Origin of the sequence: Streptomyces sp. NPDC018833, from assembly GCF_044390825.1 — a bacterium.
Lineage (GTDB): Bacteria > Actinomycetota > Actinomycetes > Streptomycetales > Streptomycetaceae > Streptomyces.
This window is the reverse complement of sequence record NZ_JBIRZM010000003.1, coordinates 435,818-460,334: the sequence shown is the minus strand read 5'-3', so window position 1 is coordinate 460,334 and position 24,517 is coordinate 435,818. Positions and strand designations below refer to the sequence as shown.

At 69.3% G+C, this 24,517-nt stretch carries 19 protein-coding genes and 1 pseudogene; 14 read left to right on the top strand and 6 right to left on the bottom strand.

Annotation, left to right across the window (positions count from 1 at the left end; genetic code table 11):
• The first annotated feature begins 44 nt into the window (after window positions 1–44).
• From eccCa to ACH5AF_RS09275, 7 genes are all read left to right on the top strand, one after another.
• Complete coding sequence (gene eccCa / locus ACH5AF_RS09305; protein WP_398900888.1) at window positions 45–4,019, top strand: type VII secretion protein EccCa; 3,975 nt, start codon at window positions 45–47, stop codon at window positions 4,017–4,019.
• Between the two features lie 117 nt (window positions 4,020–4,136).
• Entirely contained in the window at window positions 4,137–5,573 is a 1,437-nt protein-coding gene (locus ACH5AF_RS09300) for a DUF6177 family protein (protein WP_398900887.1), read from the top strand.
• A 173-nt stretch (window positions 5,574–5,746) separates the two neighbouring features.
• Window positions 5,747–6,082 carry a hypothetical protein gene (locus tag ACH5AF_RS09295; protein ID WP_398900886.1) on the top strand — a complete coding sequence of 112 codons (336 nt, stop codon included), beginning with the start codon at window positions 5,747–5,749 and terminating at the stop codon, window positions 6,080–6,082.
• A 47-nt stretch (window positions 6,083–6,129) separates the two neighbouring features.
• Window positions 6,130–6,444, top strand: a complete 315-nt coding sequence (locus ACH5AF_RS09290) for a pore-forming ESAT-6 family protein (RefSeq protein ID WP_215186272.1) — start codon at window positions 6,130–6,132, stop codon at window positions 6,442–6,444.
• A gap of 97 nt (window positions 6,445–6,541) precedes the next feature.
• Entirely contained in the window at window positions 6,542–6,985 is a 444-nt protein-coding gene (locus ACH5AF_RS09285) for a DUF6507 family protein (protein WP_398900885.1), read from the top strand.
• The gene (locus ACH5AF_RS09280) at window positions 6,982–9,558 is read left to right on the top strand and encodes a hypothetical protein (RefSeq protein ID WP_398900884.1); all 2,577 of its coding nucleotides are present in this window, start codon (window positions 6,982–6,984) and stop codon (window positions 9,556–9,558) included. The genes ACH5AF_RS09285 and ACH5AF_RS09280 overlap by 4 nt, the downstream gene beginning before the upstream one ends.
• A gap of 57 nt (window positions 9,559–9,615) precedes the next feature.
• Window positions 9,616–10,083: a hypothetical protein gene (locus ACH5AF_RS09275; protein WP_398900883.1), complete on the top strand. Its 468-nt coding sequence runs from the start codon at window positions 9,616–9,618 to the stop codon at window positions 10,081–10,083.
• A 65-nt stretch (window positions 10,084–10,148) separates the two neighbouring features.
• Here ACH5AF_RS09275 and ACH5AF_RS09270 read toward each other — a convergent pair whose 3' ends face one another.
• Window positions 10,149–10,595 (bottom strand): hypothetical protein, encoded by a 447-nt coding sequence (locus ACH5AF_RS09270; RefSeq protein WP_398900882.1) that lies wholly within the window; start codon window positions 10,593–10,595, stop codon window positions 10,149–10,151.
• A 62-nt stretch (window positions 10,596–10,657) separates the two neighbouring features.
• Window positions 10,658–11,344 (bottom strand): hypothetical protein, encoded by a 687-nt coding sequence (locus ACH5AF_RS09265; RefSeq protein WP_398900881.1) that lies wholly within the window; start codon window positions 11,342–11,344, stop codon window positions 10,658–10,660.
• Window positions 11,345–11,521: 177 nt separating this feature from the next.
• On the opposite strand from ACH5AF_RS09265, the gene ACH5AF_RS09260 reads away from it, so the two are divergent.
• Entirely contained in the window at window positions 11,522–12,172 is a 651-nt protein-coding gene (locus ACH5AF_RS09260; protein WP_398900880.1) for a hypothetical protein, read from the top strand.
• 71 nt (window positions 12,173–12,243) lie between these two features.
• Here the strand turns inward: ACH5AF_RS09260 and ACH5AF_RS09255 are convergent, their stop codons facing one another.
• The 3 genes from ACH5AF_RS09255 to ACH5AF_RS09245 all read right to left on the bottom strand — a co-directional run bounded on the left by ACH5AF_RS09255 (window position 12,244) and on the right by ACH5AF_RS09245 (window position 15,083).
• Entirely contained in the window at window positions 12,244–13,944 is a 1,701-nt protein-coding gene (locus ACH5AF_RS09255) for an immunity 49 family protein (RefSeq protein ID WP_398900879.1), read from the bottom strand.
• Between the two features lie 72 nt (window positions 13,945–14,016).
• Window positions 14,017–14,223, bottom strand: coding sequence for a DUF397 domain-containing protein (locus ACH5AF_RS09250; RefSeq protein ID WP_398900878.1), 207 nt, complete (start codon window positions 14,221–14,223; stop codon window positions 14,017–14,019).
• Window positions 14,220–15,083, bottom strand: a complete 864-nt coding sequence (locus ACH5AF_RS09245; RefSeq protein ID WP_398900877.1) for a helix-turn-helix domain-containing protein — start codon at window positions 15,081–15,083, stop codon at window positions 14,220–14,222. Before ACH5AF_RS09245 ends, ACH5AF_RS09250 begins: the two co-directional genes overlap by 4 nt.
• Before the next feature lie 145 nt (window positions 15,084–15,228).
• Here ACH5AF_RS09245 and ACH5AF_RS09240 point away from each other — a divergent pair.
• The 4 genes and pseudogenes from ACH5AF_RS09240 to ACH5AF_RS09225 all read left to right on the top strand — a co-directional run bounded on the left by ACH5AF_RS09240 (window position 15,229) and on the right by ACH5AF_RS09225 (window position 18,906).
• Window positions 15,229–15,667 (top strand): annotated as a pseudogene (locus ACH5AF_RS09240) (ATP-binding protein).
• 850 nt (window positions 15,668–16,517) lie between these two features.
• Window positions 16,518–17,426: a hypothetical protein gene (locus ACH5AF_RS09235; protein WP_398901020.1), complete on the top strand. Its 909-nt coding sequence runs from the start codon at window positions 16,518–16,520 to the stop codon at window positions 17,424–17,426.
• Between the two features lie 144 nt (window positions 17,427–17,570).
• Window positions 17,571–18,041, top strand: a complete 471-nt coding sequence (locus ACH5AF_RS09230; RefSeq protein WP_398900876.1) for a hypothetical protein — start codon at window positions 17,571–17,573, stop codon at window positions 18,039–18,041.
• A gap of 178 nt (window positions 18,042–18,219) precedes the next feature.
• On the top strand, window positions 18,220–18,906 hold the full coding sequence (locus tag ACH5AF_RS09225; RefSeq protein WP_398900875.1) for an LPXTG cell wall anchor domain-containing protein: 687 nt from the start codon (window positions 18,220–18,222) through the stop codon (window positions 18,904–18,906).
• Window positions 18,907–18,966: 60 nt separating this feature from the next.
• Here ACH5AF_RS09225 and ppc read toward each other — a convergent pair whose 3' ends face one another.
• Window positions 18,967–21,696, bottom strand: coding sequence for a phosphoenolpyruvate carboxylase (gene ppc / locus ACH5AF_RS09220; RefSeq protein ID WP_398900874.1), 2,730 nt, complete (start codon window positions 21,694–21,696; stop codon window positions 18,967–18,969).
• A 216-nt stretch (window positions 21,697–21,912) separates the two neighbouring features.
• Here ppc and ACH5AF_RS09215 point away from each other — a divergent pair, with 216 nt between their 5' ends.
• Both ACH5AF_RS09215 and ACH5AF_RS09210 read left to right on the top strand, forming a co-directional pair.
• Entirely contained in the window at window positions 21,913–22,917 is a 1,005-nt protein-coding gene (locus ACH5AF_RS09215) for an acyl-CoA desaturase (protein WP_398900873.1), read from the top strand.
• Window positions 22,914–23,603, top strand: a complete 690-nt coding sequence (locus ACH5AF_RS09210; protein WP_215186304.1) for a TetR/AcrR family transcriptional regulator — start codon at window positions 22,914–22,916, stop codon at window positions 23,601–23,603. Before ACH5AF_RS09215 ends, ACH5AF_RS09210 begins: the two co-directional genes overlap by 4 nt.
• Window positions 23,604–24,517 lie beyond the last annotated feature (914 nt).

Genomic DNA, 24,517 nt, shown 5'->3' with positions numbered 1-24,517 from the left:
GTTCCCCTGCCGAGCCCGACCGTGAACGACGACGGACGACGACGATGAGCACCCGCCTGATACACCGCCCGGCCCGGACCACACGACCCCTGGCCGCCTCCGCCCCCCGCACCATCGAGGCCCCGCCGAACCTCCCCGAGGGGAAGGCGGGCAACATCGCGATGTCGCTGCTGCCCGTCGCCGGTGTCATGTCGTCCGTGGTAATGATGACGGTCGTACGCAACAGCCAGTTCGCCGCGCTCGGTGCGATCATCCTCGTCGTCACGATCATCGGCTCGGTCGTGCTGGTCTTCTCTCAGCGCGGCAAGGCACAACGCACCCGCCGCATCCAGCGCGAGGCGTACCTGGCCTATCTGGAGGAGCTGCGCGAGGAGCTTTCCGCCGAGGAGCGCGAGCACCGTGAGCGGGCCGGCATCCTCGATCCGCCGCCGCTCGCCCTGTACGACATCGTCCGCGACCCGGCCCGCCTCTGGGAGCGCCGCCGCGTGGACGGAGACTTCCTTCGGGTGCGGCTCGGCACCGGCGAGGTGACCGTACGTGACCTCAAGGTCGCGGAGCAGGGCTCGTCCGTTCTCACGCCGCCCGACCGCTTCATGCTCAACGAGGCGTCGGCGCTCACCTCACGCTTCCGTACCGGCACCGAACTTCCGCTCACCGTCCCCCTCGACCGCGTCGGCGACATCAGCGTCGTCGGCCCCCGCGAGGCCTGCCTGCGCGTGGCGCGTGCCTTGATCGTCCAGGCCGCCGCCATGCACGCGCCCGACGACGTGGGCATCGCGCTCGCCGTAGCCGGTGACCGGCGAGGCGACTGGGAGTGGGCGAAGTGGATACCGCATCTGCTCGACACCGATCAGTTCGACGGACCGGTAGCTGCCCGGCGTATCGCCCCGTCCGTTTCCCAGCTCGCCCGGCAGATCGGTCCCGAACTGCGCCGTCGCGCCTCCTACGCCGCCGAGGTGCGGCGCGGCCTCTCCGGCAAGGACGCCCTGACCGTGACCTCCAGACTACTCGTCGTCAGTGACGGACACGGCGAGGACGCCGTCGACCTGCCGCGCCCCGATGACGCGGTCGGCCTGCGCGAGATGGGCGTCACCGTCCTGCACCTGCTCGAGGAGCGGATCCAGGAGCCGGGCCACGTCGGCGTACGGATCACCGTCGACGGCGACCAGGTGGTCACGGAGGACCTGCGCGAAGAGGAGACGATCAGCGCTCACGGCACGGTGGACGAGGTGGGCATCGCGTTCGCAGAGGGCCTGGCCCGGATGCTGGCGCCACTGCGGCTCTCGGCGGAGTCCCTCGCCGACGCCCCGCTCGCCGGACCGGTCGATTTCGCCGATCTGCTCGGTATCGAAGATGTGGCGGTGCTTGATCTGTCGCGGCTGTGGGCGCCGCGCGGTGAGCGTGCCTTCCTGCGCGTGCCCATCGGCATCAGCGACTCCCGTGAACCGGTGCTCCTGGATCTGAAGGAGTCGTCCGAGCTCGGAATGGGCCCGCACGGTCTGTGCGTCGGCGCCACCGGTTCCGGGAAGTCGGAGCTGCTGCGCACTCTGGTCCTCGCTCTGGTGGCCACGCATCCGCCGGAGGACCTCGCACTCGTCCTGGTCGACTACAAGGGCGGCGCGACCTTCGCGCCGTTCGCGGACCTGCCCCATGTGGCGGGTGTCATCACCAATCTGGAGAACCAGGCGGGGCTCGTTGAGCGTGTCCACGCCTCGCTGGCGGGCGAGGTCAAGCGCCGCCAGCAGGTCCTCAAGGATGCAGGCAACGTCGCCGACATCGGCCACTACGCCGCCCTGCGCGCCGAGAGGCGCCCCGAGCTGGAGCCGCTGCCGCACCTCTTCGTCGTGATCGACGAGTTCGGTGAACTCCTCACCGCCAAGCCGGACTTCATCGATCTGTTCCTGTCCATCGGCCGCATCGGCCGCTCCATCGGCGTGCACCTGCTGCTGTCCAGCCAGCGCATCGAGGGCGGCAGGCTCAAGGGTCTGGACACCTATCTCTCCTACCGGCTCGGCCTGCGTACGTTCTCCGCCGACGAGTCCCGCACAGTCCTGGACACCGTGGACGCCTTCCACCTGCCGCCGCTGCCGGGCTTCGGTTATCTCAAGGTCGACACCAGCCACTACGAGCGCTTCAAGGCGAGTTACGTCTCCGGCGCCTACCGCGGCCCCGTGCGGCGCGTCGATGAGGAGGAGACCGGCCCCCTCGCGCTGGAGTACGAGGCGTACAACACGCTCGGCTCGCCCGACGACTCGGCCCCGCAGGAGCAGACGGTGCGGCGTCGGGAGACCGGCCCGACCGAGTTGGGCGTCGTGGTCGGGCAGTTGGAGAGCGCCGCGGACCCGGTGCGCCGGATCTGGCTGCCCCCACTGCCCGGTGCCATCGCCCTGGACGATGTGGCGGGTCCGCTGGAGGTCGGTGAGCGGGGGACGCAGCTGTCGAAGCGACGCGGGCAGTTGACGGTGCCGATCGGGCTGCTCGACGACCCGACCAGGCAGTGGCAGGGCCAGTGGTATCTCGACCTCACCGTGGCAGGCGGCCACGCCGCCGTCATCGGAGGCCCGCAGTCCGGCAAGACGACCCTTCTGCGCACCCTCGTTCTCTCCCTTGCCCTGACCCATACGCCGCAGGAGGTCGGCGTCTACGGCCTCGACCTGGTCGGCGGCGGGCTCCAGGCCCTCGCCGGACTCCCCCACGTCGGGGGCGTGGCGGGCCGCGCCGACCGCGAACGCGCGGCGCGCACCGTCGAAGAGGTGCGGAACATGCTCGCGCTGCGCGAGGACGTCTTCCGTGAACACGGCATCGACTCCGTCGAGCAGCTGCGCACCCTGCACGCCGCGGGCCGGCTGCCAGAGCTGGCCTCGGCCGAGATCGTCCTCGTCATCGACGGTTTCGGCGCGCTGCGGGACGACTTCGAGGAGCTGGACGACGCCGTCGTGGACATCCTCAAGCGCGGCGGCGGCTACGGCGTCCATGTCGTCGCCGGCATGCTCCGCTGGAACGACGTCCGCATCGCCACCCAGTCGAATTTCGGTTCCCGCGTCGAGCTGCGCCTCAACGACCCGAGCGAGTCCAGCATCGACCGCAAGCTCGCCGAGACCCTCTCGCCGGACGAGCCCGGCCGGGCGCTCACCGACGGCAAGCTGTTCGCTCAGGTCGCGCTGCCCCGTACCGACTCGCTCCCGGACGTCTCGGAGCTCGGCACGGTCCTGGAACGCACCGCGCGGATGATCCGTGCCACCTGGAGCGGCGAGGTCGCCCAGCCCGTACGGGTCCTGCCGCACGTCCTGGAGCCGCACCTCCTGCCCGGCCCGGCCGCCGAGCCGCGGAAGGTGCCGATCGGTCTGGACCAGACGGCGCTGGCGCCGGTGCTGCTCGACCTGTTCGCCCATGACCAGCATCTGCTGGTCATGGGGGACAGCGAGTGCGGCAAGACGAACCTGCTCAAGGCGATCGCCGACGGCCTCGTCGAACGCTATGGCGAGGACGAGCTGGTCTTCGCCGTCATGGACCCGCGGCGCAGCCTGCGGGGCGCGGTCCCCGAGGAGTTCAACGGCGGCTACGCGTACAACGCCAAGCTGTGCGCCGGCCTTTCCGCGGGAATCGCCACCGAACTGGAGAAGCGGCTGCCCGACGAGAACGCCCGCCTGGAGGATCTGGAGCCGGGCAGCTGGGGCAGCGGCCCTCGGATCGTCGTCCTCGTCGACGACTACGACGTGCTGACCACGGCCGGCCAGTCGCCGCTCGGTCCGTTCCTGCCGTACATCCCCTCCGCGGTCGACATCGGCCTGCACTTCGTGCTGACGCGCCGTGTCGCGGGCGCGTCGCGCGGGATGTACGAGCCGCTGGTGCAGGGCCTGCGCGAATCGGGAGCGTCGGCGGTCCTGATGGCGGGCGACCGCAGCGAGGGGCAGCTGTTCCCCGGGGTGTACGCGTCCCGGCAGCCGCCGGGACGCGGGGTGTTCATCCGCCGGGGACAGTCGAACCGCCTGATCCAGACCGTGTACACGCCACGATGATCTGCCGCTTTCGCCGGCGCTCACGGCACACCCACCTGACGATGCCCGACCGGACGATGCCCGACCTGGCCGGGACCGACCGGGCGACCATCCCAAACCCAGGAGCAGGACGACCCCATGACCAAGGACGTCATCGCCCTCACCGATCGAATGCCCGACCCTTCGAGCGTGCTCGCCGGCCTGCTATCCGGAGGCCCCGACAAACTCGTGGGCACGCAGGGAGACGGTGCCGTGGTGCAACTCTGCGACCTGGAAGGGCGACCGCTCGTCTCCGTGGAGACGCCAATGCTCATCGAGGTCGCCGGAGAGGCCGAACGGCTACTGGGAGCCACGGCGCCGCCCGTACCGTACTGGTGGACGGAGGCCCGCGCCACCACCGGCGTCCAGGAGGCCGAACGGCTCGCAGGCACTATCGCGGCCCGGCTGACCTCACTGCTCGGCGGCTCGGCCTGGCCTCCCGAGTTCGCGCGGTCGCTCGCGGTCGTGGAGAGCGACGGGGCGAGTGCGGCGAGTGCCGTGCCCGCGCCGGCGGCGGCACAGCCCGCGGTCGATGTCCTGACCGACAAGGTCGCCGTCGTGATCCAGGACCGTCCGGTAGTCGCCATGACGGCCTGGCTGTCCGACGCGTTCCGGGCCGCCGCGGACGCGGACCTCGGCCTGCAGATCGTCAGTCCCGCGGGCACCACGCTCTCCCTCGCCGTGCGCAACGCCCTGCCGGGACACCCGTCGCGCTGGGTGGTGCAGGACGAACGGGACGGCTACTACGACGGCCGGTCCGGGGCGGTACTGCGCTGGCAGGACGGCATGTTCGCGCCGGTCGACGCGGTCCTGGCCTCCGAGGGGAACGCCGACGACCCGCGTACGCCGGTCGCGGCCGCCTTCAAGGAGACGGCGGACACCGGTGAGCGCCAAATGGCCCTCACCTTCCGGACGATCCACCCGGCGGACGAGCGTCTGGTGCTCGGCGGAGCCGTGGAGTCGGTCTGGCGCGAGCTCACCGGCGAACCCCCGGCCGGGTGGGGCACCGCGGAGCCCGCCGGCGTCCCCTGGTCACCGCGCCGGCTCACCGATGTCGCCTACGAGCGGTCGCCTCGCCCGACCTGGGCCGTGGTCGTCGGTAGCCCGGACCGGCCCGGCCTGGCGACGGTCCACATCAGCCGCACCAAGGCGGGCGTCGAGGAGGAGGTGACGCTGGCGTTCGGCTACGGGACCAACGAGGAGCCTCCGCTGGAGGCCCTTTCGAGGGCGGCCGAGGTGCTCGCGACGCGCCACAACCTCCAGTCGTTGCTTGTTCAACTGCGCAAAGCCCGCCGCGATCTGGCGGTGCCAGCCCGTTTCGAGGGGCCGGGAGTCCCGGTGGCCTTCGTGCTCGGTGCGGAGGAGGTTCGCCGGATACCCGGTGATCGCGCCCGCCGTACGCCGCTGTCCGTGACGCCGGTGCAGCTCGGGCCGAAGGCCCGGCCCGCCCTGTACTACTCCCTGCCAGGGGATCCGTCCGACCTGTCGGGGTGGCGGGACTTCGAGCGACTCGTGAGCCATCTCAAGGGTGTGTAAGGCGCACCGCGAACGGAATCACGCCAAATCCCGTCTGGCCGACGGGAATTGATCAGCCCTTGTGTGACATTGCCGACTCCGGCTCGGAGTGTCGCGAATGTTGATTGCTTCTGTGACGCATGAGTTGGTAGGCATGAGCTTCGTACGACCATCTGAACGAACGGGGGAGTTCGATGAAGTTCGACATGGGCGCACAGACCCTTTCCACCCTGACGTCGCAGTCGCATGGCTCCAGCCGTGACCTGGGGCTGTTGATCCGTCAGCTGATCCAGGCGGCAGCTCCGCTGGAGGGCAGGTTCAACGGGGCGGGCAAGGCGGCGTTCGACCTGTTCAAGTCCCGCGCGGACGAGATCACGGCAGATCTGAACGCCTCGCTGGCCGCGATCCTGGGCGGCCAGTCCGGGATGGACGCGGCGTTCGGCTCCGGTGATCAGGAGCAGGACGAGAACGCGAAGACGCAGATGTCGGCGGCGAACTTCGACGCGGCGCGGTTCTCGGGTCGTAGCTGACCTGCTGGCGTGGCAGCAGTGTCCGAAACTTACGGGGAGTGATTGTGATGGCGGGTGCCGGCAGCGACCGTCGGTCGTACGACACGGGTGCGTCGAGCGAGGCGCAGGGCAACATCCAGGCGGTGATCGCACGTCTGGAGCTGGTCATGGCGGCGCGTGACACCCAGGTGAAGAACGCGATGAAGGACTTCGCGGCGGACGGCGTGGCTGATGAGTACCACGGCAAGGAACTGCGCTGGTACAGCACCTCGGAGGAGGTGCGGAACATCATCCGGCTGCTGAAGACGACGCTGGAGAAGAACGACGCGACCGCGCAGCAGACGCTGGCGCGGGCGAAGGCAGCGGTCGACGGCATCGGTTGAGCCACCTCGTACACGCCAACCCCCGCCGAAGAACGATCCGGCGGGGTGTTGTGGCGCGTGGTGGCAGCGGCAGTCCGGGTTTGGCAGGGGGGCTTTCATGACGGCGTGGGACATCAAACCGCAAGGCGTACAAGGCCAGTTGCAGCTCACCGGCGCACGGGCCGGGAGCCTGGAGAAGGTCCTGACCGCGATGATCGCGGACCTGGCTGCGGCTGCGCAGGCCGCGGGCACCGCGGTGCCGGGCTCGGCGGTCTATCCGACTCAAGTAGGTCCATTGGCGCCAGGGCCGCAGCCGTCTCCGCTGATGGCACACCAGAAGGCCATGGGCCCGGTCGCCGCGGCACTCTCCGAGTACGCGGAGAAGCGGTCGACGGCTCTGAAGGCGATGGCCGAGCGTATCCAAGCGGCTGTCGTGGGCGCGGCGAAGGCCACCGGCGAGTACATCGAGGGTGACCTGGCCGCGGCCGAGGAAGCCCAGGACGCGGCCCGTCAGGTGCGGCTGGACCTGCTGATGCGTGACACCGGGGGGAACCGGCAGTGAGCGGAGACAACCCGGTCGACCCGTACGAGATCCCGCACTTCACTGGCAGCTGGTGTGAACTTGACCTGCGGGTGAAGGCGCTGTCCGGCGCGAGTACGAAGATTCCCACCGCCGCCGGTGACGTCCACACGACATTCGGTGGATTGCGGGCGTACTACAAGGCTCCCGAGGCGGAACAGCTCTTCGCGGTCACCGAGCCGGTCAGGTCCACGGCCCAGCAACTCGGTTCCGATCTGTCGGTGATCGCCGGCGCGCTGCGGACCTACGCCCAGGACGCCCAGCCGCTGGTCAAGCAGCTCGACGAACTGCGAGCGGAGGCAGAGGCGTTTCGCGCCAAAGTCGCGGACGACGACGAGTGGCGGGAGGACGGCGACCTGATCGACGAGAACCTGCAACGCCGTAACAAGGTCGCCGAGGTGTGGACCGCCTTCCAGGACGTGGAGAAGGCCTGCCACGCCAAGATCGTCGCACTCGTCGGCGGCACGCCGCTGAAGACGGACGACGGCTCCGGCCAGAAGGGCATGTACGGCTACGACGCCGAGACCCTCAAGCAGGCCAAGAGCCTGCCGTGGGGCGAGGCGGTGGAGGAGTCCACACCGGGCTGGCAGGTGTGGGAGCACGCCGCGGACTTCGTGACGGGCTTCTTCGTGGACGGCGTGTGGGGCACGATCGTGGGCCTGGGCACGCTGGCCGGCTTCAACGGCTGGGACGCCGCGGGGCAGGCCTGGGACGGGCTGGGCAAGCTGGTGATGGGCGCCGCGCTGGCCTCCAACCCCATGGTGAACGAGTGGTACTTGACACGTTCGGACGATGAACTCCCCGCGTGGATGGCCGAGTCCCGCACCGCCTTGAAGGAGACCGGCAAGGCACTCCTGGCCTGGGACGACTGGGACGCCCACCCGGGGCGGGCAGCCGGCGCGGTCACGTTCAACGTGGTGACGACCGTCTTCACCGGCGGGGCGGGCGGCGCGGCGGCGACCGCGGGCAAGGCCGGTGCGGTGGCCAGGGCACTGGCGATCGCGGGCAAGGTGAGCCGCGTAGTCGACCCGATGACGTACGTCTTCAAGGGCGCGGGCGCGGGCCTGAGCAAGCTCGGCGACGTGATGGCCGGCCTCAAGGGCATGGGCAGGATCGAGGTCCCGCCGCTGCCCGAGGGCGCCATCGCCTTGCCGCCGGGCGCGTACAAGCTCCGGGACGGCACGCTCCATCTGCCGGAAGGCGCGGCGATGCCGGAGGGCGCGTTCGCCGTCCCGAAACGCACCGTCCTGCTCCCGGAGGGCACGCCCATCCCTCGGGGCGCGGTGGACTTGGGCGACGGCATGGTCCAGCTTCCGAGGCGCGGGGAGGTCCCGGCCGGCTCGGTGGCGGTGTCCGAGGGCACGATCAAGGTCCCGGAGGGCGCAACGGCACTGCCACCGGGCACGGCCCCGGCAGGCGCGGGCTTCTTCACCCCCGAGGGCCACCTCCTCGCGACGGACGGCTCCCTGCTCCAGCACGCCGACGACGCCCCCAAAGCCGCCGCACCGGCCACCGGCGCGGACGTCTCCTCCCCCACCCCGCCCGTCCGACAGCCGGCCCTCGTGGGCGCGGGCACCGGCGACGACGCCGCACGCCTCGGCACGGACCTGGGCGACGACGGCATCCACCTCGGCGACAACGCCCCGGGCGCGGGCACGTTCCCGGACCGCACGCCGGGCGGCGGGGCGGGCGGCAACATGCCAGCGAACAACCTGGACGGCCGGGCTACCCGCCCTGGCTTCAACGGCCCCAGTGCGGAGGGTCTGGACAGCTCACCGAGCGGCACGGCCAACCACACGACGGGAGGCCAGGCCACCCACGTCCCGGTCGGAAACCTGGATAACGGCCTGCCTGGTGGTGGCACCGGCAGCCAGTCCCCAGCCAACAGCACGCTGGACGATCTCGGCCACCTCGGCGACGACGCCTCGGACGATGCAGGGGGCCTAAGCGACGAAGGAGCGCGCACCGGATCTGATGCGGACTCGAACGCAGCAGACGGGGTCCGGGGAGCTGACGATGCTTCGAGCAACCCGTATGCAGGTCAGGAAGCCGACTTCTCCAGGCCCGCGCTTATGCCCGCCGACGGCCCCCTAACGCTGCGAGACGTACGGAACATCCGTGATCCAGAGCGTCGTTGGCGGTCAGGTGAGGAACTGCACCGCCAAATGTGGGGAGGCGGTCCCGAGCGCGCTTACCCCGTGCCGATGCGGAATGAAGGCCGGTACCCTGTCACGACACCAGGTGGACGCAAGGTCGATGTTCCGGTAGACCTGCCCGACGGCCGAACTGTGGCAGTCGAGGTGAAGACATACGGCGAATACCGCACCATCACCCTTAAGGATGGAACCAAGGAAGCAGTCAAAAACGAAGTCCCGCTCAGCAAGGGCATCAAGGAACAAATTCACAAGGATATCGCCCTGCGGGAAGCAAACCCGGGATTCGATCCGCGCTGGTCGTTCACTCACGCCGGACCTTCTAAGGAACTCAGAGATTACCTCACGCAAGCAAAAATAATCTTCCTTGAGTACGGACCTGCACCTAAGAAGGGTCACTGAGAGTTGCGTTGAATCAGTAGACCGCTCTGGGTGAGACTTTTTGAAGGGTAGTGAATCGTGGATAATGCAGGGCCAGGCGCCTCAGCAGTCGATATCTCAAGCTGGGCAGAGGGGGCTCACCAAAATGCAGCCCACCTCGCCGCCATGGTTGGTGTATCCCTAGACCGGTTTGAAACTGATCCTCTGGCCGCTCTGCCGGGGCTGCAAAATTACGTGTCCCGCCTACCGCTTGAAGATTTCGAGCAATCAGACTGGATCACTCTACATACAGACCTCGTCTCCTTCCTTGGCGATGTCCTCGTGCGACACAGAGGCGGGCACTGGAGTGTCGTTGACGACGCAAGCTCGCCCGCTGGCTGTCGATTCGTAATCGAAGCAACGGACCTGGACGGGAATGTGCGTCAAGTGGAGCCCTACGACGTGGTCATGGAAGAGTTCGAGCATCTCCCCATCGAAATTGGTCGCCTGATTGCCAATGCCGAGGCACATCTGCATGTCACGATTGATCCCAACAAGACGGACTGAGGGGAACGCTTCCCAGAGCGACTGGGAAATCGCCCTGTCCGAGGGCCCCTATGCCGCCCTTCTGCTCAGTCGCAACCGTTGGGGAGGAGATGCTGCTCAGCGGCCGGTGTCGCCCGGAGCGTCTTCCGACTGACGCCTTCGGCATCGGAGACAAGAATGTCCGGGACGTGTGATTCGTAGAAGCGCAGGTAGCCGATGGTGCCGATCGTCGTCGTTCGTGCCACCAGCCACTTCAGAAACTGCTCAAAGTCATCGAACTCGTCAGGATGCAGCTCCTGTCGGGCCGTCAAGGCCCAACCCTCGGGGCGACGACAGAGGGCGCCGACCAGCGTTCCCCCGACGCGGCTGGCCGGACCCCTCGAGGAAAGCAAAGGGTACGACGCTGCATGGCCAGCCGCATCCGCTGTGGCGTCGCCCTGCTCGTCCAAGTGCCAACGCAGCAGGCGCAGGTCGTCGTCAGGGAGGGAGTCCGGGAGGTCGAGAGCGAGCTGGAGTTCGTAAAGATCAGCCATGCCGCAAGGGTATGTCCGGGGCTCCCCTTGCAAGCTGCTGGTGGGGACAGCAGCCCCGCTGATCAGCAGCGCAGCCCCACGATTCCCCATCCCCTGGCGTGCGCGGCAGTGACGACTTCGTTCCACCCCTCCAGGAAAGTCAGGAACGAATCGAAGTCGTTGATCCAGCCCTCTGGACGCGCGACGTGCCGGTCGAACGGTTCGCGCAGTGCTTCCAGCTGCGGAGATACGCACTCCCACAGGAGTTTCAGCTCTGCTGCCTCAATGGGCGAACTCCACATGAGCGTGTTCACCGGCCAAGGGCTTGACCGCTCGGGTACTTGCTCAGCATCGATGTCCTCCATGTACTCGAGGCCGTGCCAGAACAGCACAGAAGCGAAGCGGTCCAACATGCCCCGAAGCTGCGGATTCGCGAAGTCGCGGAGCCGTTCCCACTGTTCACCCGCCCAGAAGTGCGGCTTGTACGAGCCGAGCGTCCGGGAGAACTCATAGCTCGCGTACCAGTCGGCGGCAGGCCGTGTGGGCCAGGTCCAGCCCTCGTCTGCGTTGGGCCACGTGTCTTGACCGAAGGCAGCCTCCTCCAAGAGGTCGGCCCGCTCATCCGGCGGAGCGGCCTCGATGTGTGCCCAGTCAACGATCAGTACCTCGATCGACACACCCACGGGGGCAAGCACCGCCATTCCTGTCGAGCTTCGTTCGCGCAGCAGCCACATCAGGCAGAGGGACAACGCCGCCGGCTTCAGGGTCATGTGGGCGGCTCGCCGTACAGGTCCCTGTTCAGGAACACTTGGCAGGTGCTGCGTGGGGGACGGTGCCGAGGAGTTCTCCGGGCCGTTGACCATGGGCCGCATCATGCCGAGAAGGGGCCGGCCCAACTCCGTCTCCCCGACGGGTGGATGTCAGTGCCGCTCGGCATGATTGCACTCATGAGTCACAACATCGCGTACTCGACCGCGGACAAGGCCGACGTCCTGGCCTACCTGGGGAGCAACGGCAACCTCACGGCAGACCAGCGACGCTGCCTCGACGGGATACGCAAGTATGCCCAGGCGCATCAGGAGGATCTCGATCGCCAGGGCGTCGACTGGGGCCTGTCCATCCCGGACGCCCTCGATCACCTCATCGCCGGACGCGCCGACTCGGACGCGGAGTGCGCCGGCAACGCCTACCATTCCGCGCTTCAGCACATCATCGACCGCAACGCCTCCGATCCGTACAACCTGGGCACCTACTCCAAGCCCAGCACGTTCTTCGGCTTGGTGGACGACGAGATGCGCCGCCTCGGTGTGCCTGCCGACCTGCTGCCCCACGGCTACCTGTATGGCGGGCTTCCCGACGACTTCCCGCATATACCGCACTCGCTGGACGGCTATCCGGCCATCGGATACCTGCCGCTGGCCAAGACCAAACCCGCCGCGGACGCCTACCGCGCCGTTCTCGACCGGATGGACCCGGACTTCCGGTACGACGTCCAAGAGCTCATTGACAAGCTCGACTTCGAGTACGAGGAGTGGGAGAGCGCGACAAGGAAGGTCGACTGGTACACCCAGGACACGCTCTTCTTCAAGCTCACGTGACCGGGTGGGGCCGGCTGGCGAGTTCCCCACCTGACGGCGGGGAACTCGGCGGTTGGCGCCAGTCGGAAGCCTCAGCCGGGGATCTCCTCGATTCGTGTGCGGTCGAGCAGATACGTCGGCAGGTACTGCCGCTTCCCCGCGACAGGGAACCCGTAGTCGTACGCCAGGCTCGCCATCGCCAGCGGTCCGAGCGCCACCCGGGCGCGTGGCGCCGGTGAGTCGGCCCAGTAGGTGGCGTGCTGTGCGACCGCTTCGGTCAGCGCTTCGGCGAGGGCGTCGTGGTCGCGCGTGATCAGGCGGTGGAAGAGGGCGACCGGCTGGTAGTCGATCAGGTTCACGAAGTCCATCGGCGCCCGGGTCACGGCGTCGGGCGCGGACGTCGTCATGGTGGCGAGCAGTTTCTCCACCACGTCGTCCATGGGGCGCTCGGCCCAGTAGGTTTGCAGCGTGTCGATCCAGTGCAGGACGTACTCGTCGATCGAGTCGTCCTGACGCAGGACCTCCAGCGGCACCTGGCACAACCGGTCGATGCGGGCCGTCTGCCGGCACACGACCGCGACGTAGAAGGCGTCGAGCCAGGCGCGGGCGTCCGCGGGTGGCTCGGCGGGGACGGCGGGCAGCTGCCGCACGAGGTCGCCACCGAGGTGGCACTCCTGCGGCTGCGCGCCCGTGAACAGCGCGGAGCCCAGCTGCACTGCGGTGGCCCACGCGTCCCAGGCGGGGAGGCGATCCACGTCGGGGTCAAGGGCGCAATGGGCGTGGGCGAGTTCGAGGGCGGAGGCGAAGGCGTCGCCAAGTCCGGCCCCGTCCTGGGTTAGCCGGGCTATCGCATCGGCCGTGGTGTGCGTGAGCTGGTCGACGTCCGGCGCGTCGACTGCGGTGCGCCCGGCGAGCCGCCCGGCCCGGTCGAGGCGGACCAGGCCCTTCAGGATGCCGAGGAGTTCCGGCGGAGGCTGGAGGGAGAAGGTGTTGGTCTCGGTGTCGATGACCGTCAGCGACGTCAGGCCTCCTCGGTGCCACCAGTAGACGCGAGGGGACAGCGCACCCGGTCCGTCCTGATAGGCACCGAGGGCATACTGAGCAAGGTCGTTGATGGCGTCGGCGACAGACCCGTCGGTGAGAGGGTGGAACGCCAGCAGGTGCCGGGTCGGCACGGCAACGAGGGCTCCGGCGTCCGGGAGTGCCTCGCCAGTGACCTCCCGGGCCAGTTCGGACAGGAACAACGCCTTGCTCGCGACGAACGGGGAGTCGCCGTACACGGAATGCAGCAACGCCCGGCCCTCGATGGCTACTTCCTCATGCGCGACAGGTACACGCATCAGGTTCGCGTACGCCGCCTCTCCCAGCGCCTCCAGTCCTGCGCGCTCCACGTCCGGGTCGGTGAGGATCCGCACGGTGGTGGGCTGGTCAAGGGCGTAGGCGAAGACGAGCCCGTCGGCGACCACACGCGCGTAGCGCATGGCGCCGACGAGGTCCGGGGTGAGCGATTCGTTGGGCAGCAACCGTGCATGCACCCCGCTGAGCAGTTCCGCCGCGCTCTCGTCGCCGTGCCCCGCCGCCTGCAAACGGGCGAAGTGCGTCTCCACCAGCTCGGGCCAACGGTCCTCCGGTGCTCGGCGGCACATGTGCGCCAGGTTCTGCAGGGAGTAGGTATGGCCGTTGTCGGTGTAGGGCGCGGCGAGTTCCCGCAGATGTGCTGCCTGTGCGGCAGTCAGCATCGGCAGGTCAGGATCAGGGGCGTCCGGCGTGTCAAAGGCGGCGTCTGCGTTCACCGTTGCGACTCTACGAGCCGTGCGGGTGACGATCTGACACCGGGTCACCCGCTGTCCGGAAGCCTCCGCTCGTCAGCCCTCGGACGCGTACGTCACGAAGTCCGTCCACGCGCCCGGCGCGAAGCCGAGGCGGGGGCCCGGGACGTTCTTGGAGTCGCGGACGTGGATCGCGCCGGTGGCTGCCGCGACCTCGACACAGTCGGGTCCGTCTGCTGTGCTGTAGCTGCTTTTGACCCAGGTGAGCTTGAAGGTGTCTCCGGCCGAGGGCTTGCCACTCATGTCTCTCCCAGCAGTTTCTCGATGAAAGTCCGAGACAGTCGAGGTGTGAGTGCCTGGGCTCGGATCAGGCCGTACCGCATCTCAAGGATCTGGACCTCCTTGGGGTTGCTGATCAGGCGGCTGGTGAGTTGAACCTCGTTGTGTCCCACAGTCGTGCCGTCCCTCAGCTTGAGCACTCTGTGCGAACCGTCCAGACCGGCGTGTTCCTCCGTGTCCGTCGGCATCACCTGGATCTCGACATGCCTCAACGAGCTTAGTTCAAGCAGGCGTTCGAGCTGGCGACGAAGTACCGGCCTGCCTCCGGTCGGCCGCCTCAGTGTCGCCTCTTCTTGCACGAAAGTCAGCAGCGGGGCGGGCTGGCGGCTGAAGACCGACTGCCGCGCCATCCGCGCCGCCACACGCCGTTCGACCTCATCCTCGGAGAAGGCGGGCCGCCGCTCCCCGTGCAGCGCACGGGCGTACTCCTCGGTCTGCAGCAGCCCGTGCACCACGACACTGGCGTACGCACCCATCTCGACCGCGTCCGCCTCCAGTCTCGCCAAGTCCCGGACCTTCTTCGGGTATCTGGCCTCCGCCACGTCCTTCTTCATCGCGGCGAGCTTGCCGCCCGCGCCGAGGACCTCGTCCACTCTGTCCAGGAACTCGGGCTTGGGGATCCGCTTTCCCGTCTCGACCTTGTAGACCTGGTTCTCGCCGTAGCCGATCGCCGCGCCCAGTTCGGCCGCACGCATCCCGGCCGCCTCGCGCCAGAGGCGGATCTGCCGGCCGACCGCCGCGATCACCGCGCCCGAGTCGTCCTCCGGGTCGACGTCCCGGTCCGGCTCGTCCGCCGTACATTCCCTGGCGACCTCAGCTGTCATACGACACCCGCCTCCGCCCGTGCCTGTACCGATTCGCGCTGGACGCCGTACCGCATGGACAGGCCGGGGCAACTGCTGGACAGTCGCTGTCCGTACGCACGTCACTACTGTTCAGCGTAGATGCGAGGCGGCCACGCTGAGTGACGTGAATCCGCAAATCACTCGAACCGAATCTTCCGCTCCCGTACGGAAGTTCACCGTGCTGCTCTCCCCTACGCGCCGAGGTGCCCGTCTCGCACGGCTGCTGGTGGCGTCACAACTGGTCGGCTGGGGCATCGAATCGGAGTCGGCGGTTCAGGTCGCCGCCGAACTGGCTGCCAATGCCGCCCTCCACGGCCGCGTACAGGGGCGGGACTTCCGGCTCGACCTCGCTGTCCTGGACGACGGAAAGCGACTTCGGATCGAAGTCACCGACACACGTGGCGAACATCTGCCGAGCAGGCCCGGGCCTGCTGGTCCCAACCACGCCTCCGAATCCGGACGCGGGCTGCTGATCGTCGAAGCGCTCGCCGACCGCTGGGGGTGTCACGCCAGGACCCGTGCCGCGCAAGACGGTTTGGGTGGATATCGACCTGCTGCCGTGACCGTCGCCGCCGGGTCGCGGGTTCCCGCGATGCGGTTCTCCGCGACGCGGCGGCGCACGACGCAAAAGACTTGAAGAACTTCTTCAAAGGACCGCGGAAAGAACCCGCCGGACCCCATCCCACCCCACGCACACCCCCGTCACTCGCACGGGTGACATTGGCCAATTGGGCTGGATCCGTGCCCGGTTGGCGGGCATATGCTCGCGGCGACAACCACAGACATGCGACGGCCCCCGGCCGGGACTGCAATCCCGATCGAGGGCCTGACCACCGAGGAAGTTAGGGCTTCCCGATGGATACCCAGAAGGTTAGCGCGCCCTCGCGCGCCTCGTCCCGCGTTCCCCGCCGTGTCACCGCCTTCGGCGTGATCCACGTCAACGCGATCCACACCAGCCGCTTCACGATCGTCGGCAACCACGTCGCCCAGCACGGGCAGTTGTCGCTCACCGCGATCGGGCTCGCCGTCCACATCCAGTCGCTGCCCGACGGGGCCAAGGTCGGCATCAAGGTGCTGGCCGACCGGTTCCCTGAGAGCGAGGCCCGTATCGCCGCCGCGCTGCGGGAGTTGGAGGACCACCGCTACCTGTCGCGCACCCTGGAGCGGCTGCCCGACGGCAAGGTCGTGACGCGGACGATCTCGTACAACCAGCCGTGCACCGCCGTCCCGGCCGCACTCCTACCGCCGCCCTTGCCGACCCTCGCCCCACCGAAAGCCCGCAACCCGCTCCAGAACTGCGACAAGTGCGACCGCGCCTTCCGCGCCCCGCTACCGGGGCCGCTGTCGCGATTGCCGCGCCGGCGCGCAGGAAGCCGCTTGAACCGTCCTCACCCTCACAACCGAAGGCACCCCATGGTCAGTTCTCCCCACGAGGCGATGCACCGCATCTTTCAGGAGTATCCGGGGCTGTTCTCCCGCGTCTCCGAGGTGCTCGGCGTTCCCTTCCCGACACCCGTCTCGACCACACTTCTGCCCACAGACCTCACCGAGGCGCGTCCCGTGGAACGCCGCGTCGACACCCTGTTACGCATCGACACCGAGGACGACGAGTCGTTCCTCCTGGCCATCGAGGCCCAGGGGAAGAGGGACCCGGACAAACCCGCGAGCTGGGCGTACTACCTGTCCTTCCTGTACACGAAGTACCGGACGCCGCCACTGCTGCTGGTCGTCTGTCAGGACCGCGCCACCGCCGAATGGGCCTCGCGCCCCGTACCCATCGGCCCCCGGAAGTGGCCTGCGCTCACCCTGCGCCCCCTCGTCGCGGGTCCGCACAACATGCCGGTGATCGTCGACGTGGCCGAAGCCCGGAAGGACCTGGCGCTCGCCACGCTGGCCGCCATCACGCACGCCGGCGATCCGGACATCGGTGCCATACTGAAAACGCTGTCCGCCGCGCTGCGGGACGCACCGGAAGCCATCGCCGACCCTATCGTCGAACTCACCGCACAGGGCCTGGGCAACCGCCCGGCCGCAGATCAGTGGAGGAACCTGGTGGCCGTGGATCTTTCTTTCTACACCTCTCCCCTCTCGGAGGAGATCCGGGACGAAGGCCGCGCGGAAGGCCGCGCGGAAGGGCGCGCGGAGGGCCGCGCGGAAAGCCTCGCGGATGCCATCCTCCTCGTCCTTCACCAGCGCGGACTCGACGTTCCCGACGAAGCCCGCGAGCGGATCACCACCTGCGACGACACACAACTGATGCGCACGTGGCTCACCCACGCGGTGACCGCCGCCACCGCCGAGGCGATCTTCACCGAGGAGTAACCGCGGACACCGGCGAGCGCGCCCATTTGCTTCTCTTGGGCGCGCTTTCGCCTCGATACCCGTAGCGGGGCGTACCACGTGCGGTCTCGTCGCTGACCAGCGATGTTTGACCCCGCGCAGCCCTATGGCCAAGGATCGCGGGCCATGAAGCGGAACTCCCCCGGCCGGATACTGACCCACACGCGCAAGGCGGCCATGGCGCTCGTCGCCCTGCTGCTCCTTGTCGCCGGCTTCTGGTCGTCCTGGGGCAACGCGCAGCACATCCTGCTCTCCAGGGGGCGTGAGCACGGCACTCTCACGGTCGCGCGGTGCGACGACAAGGTGTGCTCGGGACCGTATGTGCCCAAGGACCCGGCGCCGGAGCGCGACCGGGTGACGATCGACCGGTCCGTCGCGGTGAAGAAGGGCGTGACGCTCGCCGTCGTACTGAAGCCGGGTACGGGCGAGGCGGTGCGGACGGGGCCGGCGGGCGGGCTCCATGCCTGGTTGCCCCTGGGCGGTGCACTGCTGCTGGCGGCGCTGGTGATCGGCGGCGGGCTGCGGCTGACGCGGGTGGCGTGGGTGGCGGCGTCCGTGGGCGGGGCACTTCTGGTGGCGTCGTTCCTGGCGCTGTAGAGCTGTCAGAAGTCTGTGTGGACGCCCCAGTTGACCTGATCGTTATCAGCATCTTTGGGTCGAATCATGCTTCCTGGTACGGATGGGGAGGAAGAGACCTTGACTAGCGCGTTGGTTCACAGGACGCTGAGCCGCCCCCCACGCCATCTTCCTTCCCTCTCTCACGATGGATTCCCATATGCGCATCCTTCGCTCCACCGGCGCCATGGTGGCCGCCGCAGCGCTCTCGCTGTCGGCCGCACCCGCCGCGTTCGCCACGCCGCCCGGCGACAACGGCAACGTCAAGATCCACGACATCGAGACGGGCGAGTACGACCCCAGCAACAACCCCAAGGTCTGCACCTTCTACATCGACGGCTTCAAGTTCGACGGTGCCCAGAAGGTCGACTGGGAGATCCAGGCGTGGGCGAACAACGACCTCGACAAGGGTGTGGTCGTCAAGACCGGTTCGCTGACGCTCGACGGCTCCGGCCACGAGCGCACCGACGAGATGACGCTCGCCGACGGCCAGTACAAGCTGTTCTGGACCTTCGAGGGCCAGAAGAGCAACGCCGCCAAGCACAAGGTCTTCAAGGTCGACTGCGACGACGAGGAGACCCCGGGCGACAAGCCCGGTGAGGACAAGCCGGGCGACAAGCCGGGCGAGGACAAGCCCGGTGAGAAGCCGGGCGACAAGCCGGGCGACGAGCCGTCGACCGCGCCCGACACCTCGGCCGCCCCGGCGCCGAGCGGTGACGACACGTCCGGCGACCTCGCCGAGACCGGCAACGGCGCGCCCATCGGCATCCTCGCGGGCGTCGCTGCCGCGCTGGTCGCGGGTGGCGGCTACCTGATGGCCCGCCGCCGTACGGCCCGTCAGCACTGACAGCTCAGATGACGATGCCCCCGCCTGATTCAGGCGGGGGCATCCTCATGTCGTCCGGCGTCAGCCGGTGTTGCGCAGGCCGGCCGCCACGCCGTTGACGGTCAGCAGCAGGGCCCGGGCCAGCAGCGGGTCGGGCTCCTCGCCATGCTCGGCCGCGTCGCGCTGGCGCTTGAGGAGCGCGACCTGGAGGTAGGAGATCGGGTCCAGGTAGGCGTCCCGGATGGCGAACGTCTGCTGCAGGACGGGGTTGGAGCCGAGCAGTCGGTCGTTACCGGTCACCTTCAGCACCTCGTTGACGGTGAGCGCGTGCTCGGCCTCGATGGCGTCGAAGACGTGCTTGAGGTGCTCGGGCACGAGCGTGTCGACGTAGTGGCGGGCGATCCGCAGGTCGGTCTTCGCAAGCGTCATCTCGACGTTGGCGAGGAAGTTGCGGAAGAAGTGCCACTGCCCGTACATCTCGTCGAGCACGGTGTCGAGGCCCGCCTCGCGCAGCGCCTTGAGGCCGGAGCCGACACCGAACCATCCGGGCACGATCTGCCGCGACTGCGTCCAGCCGAAGACCCACGGGATGGCGCGCAGTCCGTCGAGACCGGCGCCGGAGTCGGGGCGGCGCGAGGGCCGCGAGCCGAGGTGGAGCTCGGCGAGCTGGTCGACGGGGGTCGAGGCGAAGAAGTACGCGGGCAGGTCCGGGTCCTCGACCAGCTTGCGGTACGCGGAGTGGGCCGCTTCGGAGGCGGTGTCCATGGCCGCGTCCCAGCGGGCGAGCGCCTCGTCGGACTGGCGGGGGGCGGTGTGCAGCGCGGAGGCCTGGAGGGTGGCCGCGAGGGTCAGCTCCAGGTTCTCCCGGGCCAGGGACGGGATCAGGTACTTGTCGGAGATGACCTCGCCCTGCTCGGTGACCTTGATCTCGCCTTCGAGAGTGCCCCAAGGCTGGGCGAGGATCGCGTCGTGCGAGGGGCCGCCGCCGCGGCCGACGGTGCCGCCACGGCCGTGGAAGAGCCGCAGCCGTACGCCGTGGCGGTGCGCGACGTCGCGCAGCCTGCGCTGGGCGCGGTGGATCTCCCACTGGCTGGTGGTGATGCCGCCGAACTTGGAGGAGTCGGAGTAGCCGAGCATGACCTCCTGGACGTCGCCGCGCAGGGAGACCAGGCGCCGGTAGGAGGGGTCGGCGAGCATGCCTTCGAGGATGACGTCGGCGGCCTTGAGCTCGTCGGTGGTCTCCAGCAGCGGCACGATGCCGATCTTCGCCCAGCCGGCGTGCAGGTCGATCAGTCCGGCCTCGCGGGCGAGGACGGCGGCGGCGAAGACGTCGTCGGCGCCCTGGCACATCGAGATGATGTACGACTCGATCACCTCGGGCCCGAAGCGTTCGAAGGCTTCCTTGACCGTGTGGAAGACACCGAGGGTCTTCTGTCCGGCGGCGTCCAGGGGCGCGGGCGTGGGCGCGAGCGGGCGGCGGGAGCGGAGCTCCTTGGCGAGCAGCTTCTGCCGGTAGTCGCGCGGCATGTCGGCGTAGCGCCAGGACTCCTCGCCGAGCCGGTCGAAGAGCTGCCCGAGGGCGTGGTGGTGGGCGTCGGCGTGCTCGCGTACGTCCATGGTGGCGAGCTGGAGGCCGAACGCGGACAGGGTACGGATGACCCGGTCCATGCGGCCGTCGGCGAACAGGCCGCCGCGGTGCTCGCGCAGCGAGGTCTGGATGAGGGTGAGGTCGTTGATCAGCTCGGCGGTGCCGAGGTAGTCGCGGCCGTCCTCGTGCGGGGTGCCCTTGGCGAGGCGCTCGCGGGTGTTGATGAGCTTCTGGCGGATGCAGGTGGCCTTGAGCCGGTAGGGCTCCTCCGCGTTCAGCCGCTTGTAGCGGGGGCTGATCTCGGGCAGCCGCTCCAGGTCGGCCTGGAGCGAGGCGAGCAGTTCCTCGGTGGCACCGGCGTAGCGGATGGAGTTCGACAGGAGCCCGCGGAGGTAGTCGATGACCTCGATGGCGTCGGTGATGCCGTGCTCGTGCTGGAGGATCAGCACGTCCCAGGTGACGGCGGGGGTGACGTTGGGGTTGCCGTCGCGGTCGCCACCGATCCAGGTGCCGAAGGTGAGCGGGCGGGTGCCGGGCGGCAGCTCGACGCCGACGCGCTCCAGCTCGGCGGCGAGGTCTTCGAGGACGTCACCGACGGCCCCGGCGTGCAGCTCGTCGAGGTAGTAGATCGCGTTGCGCGCCTCGTCGGCCGGCTCGGGGCGTACGACGCGCAGCTCGTCGGTCTGCCAGATCAGGTCGATGTGCTCGGCGAGCCGCAGGTCGTGGCGGCGGCGGTCGGCGGCGATGACCGGATTCTCCAGCAGCTCGGCGATACGGCGGAGCTTGTTGAGCACGGAGCGCCGGGCGGCCTCGGTGGGGTGCGCGGTGAAGACCGGCCGCACGTTGAGGTGCTTGACGGTCTCGCGCAGGTGCTCGGGGTCGGCGTCCTTGAGCCGGTCGGCGGTGCGGGACAGCAGGCCGCCCTCGGCGGCGCGGCGCTCGCGCATCTCGTGGCCGCGGTGCACCTGCTCGGTGACGTTGGCGAGGTGGAAGTACGTGGAGAAGGCGCGGACGAGCTTGGCCGCGGTCTCGAGGTCGGTGTCGCCCAGCAGCTCGGCTGCGGCCTCGCCGTCGGTACGCGTCAGGGCGCGGACCCGCTCGACGAGCTCAAGGAGCTCGGGTCCCTCCTGGCGGACGAGCGTCTCGCCCAGAAGATCGCCCAGTCGGCGGATGTCCGCGCGCAGTTCGGCGCTGGCGGTGGGAGTCTGGTCGGCACTGCTCACAGGTGCGGCTCCTTGCAGTGTTTGAGCACGTCTGGAGGGGTACTGGAGGCTGCGGACCGCGCTGTCCGACGAGACCCAGGATAGGTGTCCATTTCCCTGACGTTGTCCTCAGGTCTCTTGCCGCCCCTCCGGGCGCTGCCATACTTACGTCGCCGTAGGTTACGGGACCGTAGCCAGGCGGCATCCGTCCCCTCTCCCCACCCCCAGGGAACCCTCATGACCACGAGCCCCGATCTGCTGGACACCAAGAAGCCACCTGCCGACGCGCCGTCCGCCACGCTCGGCGGGGACAGCAAGCGGTCGATCGAGCAGATCACCCTGCTGCTGTTCATCACGGTCCCCTTCCTCGCCCTGCTCGCGGCGGTGCCGCTGGCCTGGGGCTGGGGCGTGAGCTGGCTCGATCTCGGTCTGCTGGTGGCGATGTACTACATCGGCTGCCACGGCATCACGATCGGCTTCCACCGGTACTTCACGCACGGTTCCTTCAAGGCGAGGCGTCCGCTGCGGATCGCGCTGGCGATCATGGGGTCGCTGGCCGTCGAGGGACCGCTGGTGCGCTGGGTGGCCGACCACCGCAAGCACCACAAGTTCTCGGACGCCGAGGGCGACCCGCACTCGCCGTGGCGGTTCGGCGAGACGCTCCCGGCGCTGATGAAGGGCCTGTGGTGGGCACATATCGGCTGGATGTTCGACGAGGAGCAGACCCCTCAGCAGAAGTACGCCCCCGACCTGATCAAGGACCCGGCGCTGCGCCGCATCTCGCGGGACTTCGTCTGGTGGACGGTGCTGTCGCTGGCGATCCCGCCGCTGGTGGGCGGCCTGGTGACGATGTCGTGGTGGGGCGCGTTCACCGCGTTCTTCTGGGGCTCGCTGGTCCGTGTCGCGCTGCTGCACCACGTGACGTGGTCGATCAACTCGATCTGCCACGCGGTGGGCAAGCGCCCGTTCAAGTCGCGTGACCGTTCGGGCAACGTGTGGTGGTTGGCGGTGCTCTCGTGCGGTGAGTCGTGGCACAACATGCACCACGCGGACCCGACCAGCGCGCGGCACGGGGTGCTGCGGGGCCAGGTGGACTCCAGCGCCCGCCTGATCCGCTGGTTCGAGCTGGCGGGCTGGGCGTACGACGTGCGCTGGCCGCAGAAATCGCGTATCGACGCACGCCGTGCGGACGCGGACGACGCCGATGCCCGCGGCAAGCGTGTCACCGCCGACGCGGCATGATGGACGACGTGGCGAGTGACGGCAGTACGAGCAGCGCGGACAAGACCCGGTCGCCCGGTGGCAGGCGGGCGCGACGGGTGCGGATGACGGGCGCGGAGCGCCGGGAGCAGTTGCTGGACATCGGGCGCACCCTCTTCGCCGAGAAGGGCTTCGAGGGCACGTCGGTCGAGGAGATCGCGGCCAAGGCGGGCGTCTCCAAGCCGGTGGTGTACGAGCACTTCGGGGGTAAGGAGGGCTTGTACGCGGTCGTGGTCGACCGTGAGATGCGCCAACTGCTGGACATGGTGACGGGCGCGCTGACGGCCGGCCATCCCCGGGAACTGCTGGAGCAGGCGGCATTCGCGCTGCTGGACTACATCGAGACGTATACGGACGGCTTCCGCATCCTGGTGCGGGATTCGCCGGTGGCGCAGTCGACGGGGACGTTCGCTTCGCTGATCAGCGACATCGCCACGCAGGTCGAGGACATTCTGGGCCTGGAGTTCAAGAACCGGGGCTTCGACCCGAAGCTGGCCCCGATGTACGCGCAGGCACTGGTGGGCATGGTGGCGCTCACGGGCCAGTGGTGGGTGGACGCCCGCCGCCCGAAGAAGGCGGAGGTGGCGGCGCACCTGGTGAATCTGGCGTGGCACGGCCTGGACGGCCTGGAACAGAAGCCACGCCTGATAGGCCACCGCAAGAACTGACACTGCGGCCGACAGCCGGGGAGCGACGGGGCCGGCTCGGGGGCCGACCGCGCCCACCGCGTGCCCGGCTCGGGGGCCGGCGCAGACCGACTCCGGAGCCCGGCGCGGACCGCGGGCCTGACGACCGCTGGGCTCCAGCGCCGACCCCGTGCCCCCCTTGGTGTCCGGCGTCCGACCGCCCTCGGGAGCCCGCCGGGCGGCACGGAAGCCGCATTCGAACAGCCGTCGACGACCGCCCCCGGAGCGCACCAGGATGCAGGCCTGGCCCGAGGGCCCCGAGCCCGCCCGCCCTCGCGGGCCTCGACCGCACCCAAGAGCCCGCCGGAGCGGGACGTCGGCGAGCGCGGCCGAGCACGCCGCCCACCAGGGCGGCGGCGGAGGCAGGCCTGAGAACGACCGGCCCCGCGGGCCGCCGCCTCGCAGGCCCAGGGCCGCCTGTGAGCCTGCCGCCCTCGGGGCGCCAGCACCGACGGCACCCGCACCCGGAGCCGGCGCCCGCCGACCGCCGCCTCGGAGCGCACCGGGGGACGCAGACCGGCCCCGAGGCCCTCGCCCTCGTGGCGGGCACCGACCGCACCCAAGAGCCCGCCGGGGCGGCTACGGAGGTCGGCCCGAGAGACAGCGACGACGCCCGCCCTGCAGACCAGGACCACCTGCCAGCCTGACCGCCCTCAGACGCAAGCACCACGGCCCTGAAGCCCGCCTCGGCGGGACGCAAGCCGCACCCGACAGCCGGCACCCGCGTCCGACTGCCCTCGGAACGCACCGGGGGGCGCAGGCCCCCGAGGCCCCCGAGAGAGCCGCCGCGGCGGGATGCAGGCCGGCCACCGGGAGCCACCGACCGCCATCAGAGCGCTCCGGCACCCGGCCGGCCGACCGCGGGGCCCGGCGGACCGGCCCCCGGAAACAGCGAC